The 3857-nt window shown below is 31.4% G+C and carries 6 protein-coding genes; 1 reads left to right on the top strand and 5 read right to left on the bottom strand.

Annotated features, from left to right (window positions below; genetic code table 11):
* Window positions 1–18: 18 nt before the first annotated feature.
* From A9239_RS00695 to A9239_RS00705, 3 genes are all read right to left on the bottom strand, one after another.
* Window positions 19–723: a DUF4365 domain-containing protein gene (locus A9239_RS00695; protein ID WP_048118041.1), complete on the bottom strand. Its 705-nt coding sequence runs from the start codon at window positions 721–723 to the stop codon at window positions 19–21.
* On the bottom strand, window positions 678–932 hold the full coding sequence (locus tag A9239_RS00700) for a hypothetical protein (RefSeq protein WP_048118039.1): 255 nt from the start codon (window positions 930–932) through the stop codon (window positions 678–680). The genes A9239_RS00695 and A9239_RS00700 overlap by 46 nt, the downstream gene beginning before the upstream one ends.
* A gap of 132 nt (window positions 933–1064) precedes the next feature.
* Entirely contained in the window at window positions 1065–1439 is a 375-nt protein-coding gene (locus A9239_RS00705; RefSeq protein ID WP_048118037.1) for a cupin domain-containing protein, read from the bottom strand.
* Window positions 1440–1737: 298 nt separating this feature from the next.
* Between A9239_RS00705 and A9239_RS19220 the strand changes: the two genes are divergently transcribed.
* Window positions 1738–1878 (top strand): hypothetical protein, encoded by a 141-nt coding sequence (locus tag A9239_RS19220; RefSeq protein ID WP_155396463.1) that lies wholly within the window; start codon window positions 1738–1740, stop codon window positions 1876–1878.
* Between the two features lie 108 nt (window positions 1879–1986).
* On the opposite strand, the gene A9239_RS00710 is transcribed toward A9239_RS19220, so the two are convergent.
* Window positions 1987–2280: a GrpB family protein gene (locus A9239_RS00710; RefSeq protein WP_230629190.1), complete on the bottom strand. Its 294-nt coding sequence runs from the start codon at window positions 2278–2280 to the stop codon at window positions 1987–1989.
* A gap of 254 nt (window positions 2281–2534) precedes the next feature.
* Window positions 2535–3029, bottom strand: a complete 495-nt coding sequence (locus A9239_RS00715; RefSeq protein ID WP_048155324.1) for a GNAT family N-acetyltransferase — start codon at window positions 3027–3029, stop codon at window positions 2535–2537.
* Between the last annotated feature and the right edge of the window lie 828 nt (window positions 3030–3857).

A 3857-nucleotide genomic window follows, 5' to 3' on the forward strand; every position in this document is an offset into this window, starting at 1 on the left:
AGATTAGGCACACTGCCTTTACTTTTCGATTATTAATTCCTTTGCATATTTTTCTGGTTGGTTATTACTTGGATTTTTTGAAATAATATTTTTTACAATACAAATCTCTAATTCTTTTCGTAGATCCTCCTTCAATTTATCTGATATTTCTCTAATCTGCAAGTCGTTTTTATTGAAGTTAATAGGATAAAGCAAATATGTAATGTTGTTTTCTGAGTAATTATTGTATCCAATAACTAATTTCCAGCAATTTTTGTAATATATTTCTTTTATGATAGTAAAATCTGTATCCAAATATAGGTTCAGTCGATCTAAAAATTTATGAATATTATGGAATTCAGATTTTTCTACGCCAAGTAAACTATTTTCTTGTTTTAATATTTCATATGCTTTTTCAAGGCTTGTATGTTCTTCTAATAAATCATCGTAATAGCAAATTTTTTTGCTGTAATCTTTAATAATTTTCTGCCACTCTAATAAATATTCTGAATTTCCTTTCCGAATGATATTCTTTAAAGGAATTTTTACACTTACTGACTCTGATCCTTGCTTGATTCTTAATGCTAAATTTGTTAAGAGTTCTCTGCTGATAAAGAGCCAATAGGCAACCTCATTTTTTATATCAACTATAATCAGAAATACTGGTGATGTGCAACTTTCACAATATGGGAGGAACTTTAACGAACATTGATATTTAGGCTCTCCTGAAAATCCATCTGACACTTCTTTATTTGAACTTCTATTTTTCCAATTGGCTCATGATCTTCATTTCTAATTACCAAATATCCATCAGTATTTGGGATTTTATCCATCTCACGAATATCTGGTTTTACATACTCACTCAGTATATATTTAAGGACGGTAATCGCCCTACTTTCTGGAATATTAGTTAAAGGATATTTTGCAGGAGCAGAGGGAATTATTTTATCCATCAATTGTAAAACAGTTCTAACTTTATTTAAATGTATTTAAAAATGCTTATGTGAAAATTAATGTTTGCTTCTGTTTCTAGATTGGTTTAATTCTTTATGTAAAATTAGTTTTTTCTAACGTCTGAACGATCTCTAACCACACTTTTTATAAATTAATCGCCTTTCAACTCTCTGAATCCGTTTTCCTCCAAAAGCATGAATAGTTCTCGTTCCCGCAACACACTTTCCACACTGTTCTGTCCCCTTCGGAATAAATAACTCGTCCCCGGGATTGAGAACAAACTTTTCGCCATTCAATACTGCCGTATACTGGTCGCTAACACAAACCATGTACTCATCAAATTCATGAATATGTTTCTTAGAAACCCTGTCCGAATAGCAGGTCCAGAAAGCCATCTGGCTGCCGTCTGTGCCTTCGTAAAAATAGCCATCGATGTCCTCAGTATTTTGCTCTTTACTGCTGATATGGTTACTTTTACTTTTCATAAAGTCCGGAAATTCTTTCACGCTTGAAACCGCCCATTATTTAAGTAATCTGCGTAATATCATATTAACGCATGAATTGTAACGTCAAATCAAAAAATAACTCATAAAGAACTTTTATTCCTTGTTCGCAAGTTAAGACAACATAAAGCAGTACTTACAAAAATATCGTAATGTTTTATAATATTGATTTTCTATTTAATATAAGCGCAGGTTTGTATTAACAAAAAGACTCAATATCATAATTATTTCAGTATATTTGTATCATAATTATTTCAATATATTTATTACTTTAACAGACATAAACTATTGAGGTGAAAAAATGCCAGCAAGAAAGGTGAAGAATGATAATAAAGAAAGAGAATTAATAAAAAAACTAGAATCAATAGAAGAAATGAAAAAAGATACAGTAGAACAAATAAACATAGAAGAGGAACCCGATGAAAGTAAAAGGCCTAAATAAACAGTATATTACAAACAAAAGACTTGATTTAATATTTTTCACGAATTAAATTCATTTTCATTTATATTTTTTAAATAAAATCAAAACGAAAGAAGAAATAAGCCTTTTTTAATACTGCCGTATATGGCCGCTAACATCGACCGTGTACTGATCAATCTCATATGAAGAAGGCATAAGATCATCTACAAAAGTTCTTTTAAAAGCCTTTCTGCCTTCAACACCCAAATTTCCTTCGTGTTCAAATCCGATTTTTGAAAGCCTGTCTTTTACAGTCAGAAACACATCGTATGAATCAATGATTACGTCAATATCGATAATAGGTTTTGAAGCAAGACCTTCAACCGCTGTGCTCCCTACATGCTCAACACCAGTTATAAGATCACCAACACAATCAACAATCATTGCTTTTTTCAAAAATTCGTTTTTTCACTCAGGATCGTATGGCACAACTCTTACGATACCTTTCATTTTTACATCCATACTCATTCTCCTGAAAAATGCTTGAAATATTGTAAAAACCTTGCGTGAATTCCTGACTACGTGATGGATTTATTCTTGCAAATCAGAAACAGCATAGATATGGCAGTCTTAAATTACGCCTAATTCACACTTTATTGAATATTCATTAGAACTATAACTAACACAACCAATGATAATTATTTTATCTGTTTTTCCAAGATATAGGTTCCATTATATTTATCTCTGGGATTTTTAATTTTTACAACTTTAAATCCACATTTATTTACATAAAAATTATGGTTTCTTCTGGAAAAACCTGGCGTATCTGTGTACCATTTTACAGTAGCAGGATATTTTGATTTTATGAATTCCCAAATTATCAACCCTAATCCTTTATCCTGGAATTCAGGATCAAGAAAAATATTCCCTAAAAAGTTTACATTGTTTTCCTTTATCCAGACTATTACAGCACCGATTGGTTTGCCGTCTTTAGAAACCTTATATGCTTGAGATGCGGGATTCAGAGCATATTTGCGTAGAAAATCTCCGTTATCATAGCCATCAGGGCCCCCAGTTGGTTGATTTAGATGCCTTTGAGTATCCTCATCAAATGCTCTTTTCATTATGGGCGTAAGAACATCAACATCTTCTTCGTTAAATATTTCAAATTGAAGGCCACCATATACTTCCACTCAACTTGCACTCCTGTAAGTAAATTAAATTCATGTTTTTTCACTAATACAATTATCGTCTTCAATTCTTGACTCTTCGTAAATTACGTTAAAGGAGCAAGTATTAGGCCTTAGGCCTGTTGTACCAAGCTAGTGCATCGATTCCAAAGTATGTCCAAAATGAATTTTTTGAAAACCAGATCGAATCACTCTGTGACCGGCTGCGTTTTTCGTGTTACAGAATTCCATGTGACTTTAAAATAATATTTATGTTAATATTTGCGTCATAAGCTGTAATTATTTTCATATTATGCACGTATTTAAGAATAGATGCACTAGACTATGAAATCGTGTCGTTAAAAATATGAATTAAATTTAAATGATTAAAAACTCATCAAGTAATAATGATAACTTATGTTACAAAAGATATCAATCCAATCATTGTCAACAATATTTATAATAATATTACTAATTATTGGCATTGCCTATTATATTTTCCCAGGCCATGACTCCCTGTTTATACTTATTGGTAGCATTGTAGGCGCTGGACCTATTCTAATCATTGCAATCCTTGTTATGATAGGTTTAATAATTTCAATAGCCAAAATTGTTATTCGATATATTCATAAATAACAAACGTAACCTAAAACACTTCAAAAAGGCAGGGTAGATCTGCTTCTCAACCTGCACCTACGTTGTGTTTTACATTCAAAAATTTATAATCGTGATAGCCACTAGTGCATTAATTCCAAAGTATGTCCAAAATGAATTTTTTAAAAACCAGATCGAATCACTCTGCGACCTGTTGCGTTTTTCGTGTTACAGAATTTCATGTGACTTTAAAATAAT

This window comes from Methanosarcina sp. A14, assembly GCF_001729375.1.
GTDB lineage: Archaea > Halobacteriota > Methanosarcinia > Methanosarcinales > Methanosarcinaceae > Methanosarcina > Methanosarcina barkeri.

Excerpts from the sequence above, each read along its gene's own strand:
- A9239_RS00710 (WP_230629190.1), bottom strand. The coding sequence starts at position 2,280 with ATGATTGTTGATTGTGTTGGTGATCTTATAACTGGTGTTGAGCATGTA.
- A9239_RS19220 (WP_155396463.1), top strand. The coding sequence starts at position 1,738 with ATGCCAGCAAGAAAGGTGAAGAATGATAATAAAGAAAGAGAATTAATA.
- A9239_RS00700 (WP_048118039.1), bottom strand. The coding sequence starts at position 932 with ATGGATAAAATAATTCCCTCTGCTCCTGCAAAATATCCTTTAACTAAT.